Below are 932 nucleotides of genomic sequence, written 5' to 3' on the forward strand. Positions count from 1 at the left end.
CTTCCCCCACCCCTCCACGCCTCCTTCCAGCACTCGCCTCACGTGCCTCACCAACCGCTCCGCTGTCCCTTCCTCGAACAGGTCGCTGCTGTAGTTCAGCGCCACCACCACCCCGTCCGCGTCCTCGCCCACGGACAGCGAGAGGTCGAACTTCGACGTCTTCGTGTCCGTCTCCAGCCCCTTCAGCACCAGCCCCTTCCCCAGCTTCACCTCCACCCCGGGCGTGTTCTGCAACGTCAGGCTCACCTGGAACAGCGGACTGCGGCTCAAATCCCGTTCCGGCAGCAGCTCCTCCACCAGCTTCTCGAACGGCACGTCCTGGTGCGCGTACGCACCCAACGTCACCTCCTTCGCCCTCCCCACCAACTCCCCGAACGTCTCCCCCTCCTCCACTCGCCCTCTCAGCACCAGCGTGTTCGCGAAGTACCCGATCAGCCCTTCGGTCTCCGCGTGCGTACGCCCTGCAATCGGGAAACCCACCACCACTTCCCGCTGCCCCGCGTGCCTCGACAGCACCACCTGGTACGCGCTCAGCAGCACCATGAAGGGTGTCACCCCTTCACGACGACTCACCTCCTCCACCTTCCTCCACAGCTCCTTCGGCCACTGCGTCTGGACGAAGCCACCCCGGAAGCTCTGCGCCGCCGGCCTCGGCCTGTCCGTCACCAGCTCCAACGCCCTCGGCGCCCCTTCCAACTGCTTGCGCCAGTACTCCACCTGCTGCTCCAGCACTTCCCCCTGCAACCACCCTCGCTGCCACTCCGCATAGTCCCCGTACTGCACAGGCAGCTCGCCCAGCGGCGACGGCTTCCCCTCCGCATACGCCCCATAGAGCGCCGCCACTTCCCTCACCAACAGCCCCGTCGACCAGCCGTCCGACACGATGTGGTGCAGCACCACCACCAACACGTGCTCCTCCTCGGAGAGCCTCA

1 protein-coding gene is annotated in these 932 nt (G+C 66.5%); it reads right to left on the reverse strand.

Translation table 11 applies throughout. The annotated features are described in order from the left end of the window. Positions 1–932, reverse strand: a 932-nt coding sequence (locus K8640_RS42370) for a condensation domain-containing protein (RefSeq protein ID WP_223752282.1), incomplete at both ends; no start/stop codon positions are given.

It is taken from the genome of Myxococcus sp. XM-1-1-1 (assembly GCF_020037095.1).
Lineage (GTDB): Bacteria > Myxococcota > Myxococcia > Myxococcales > Myxococcaceae > Myxococcus > Myxococcus fulvus.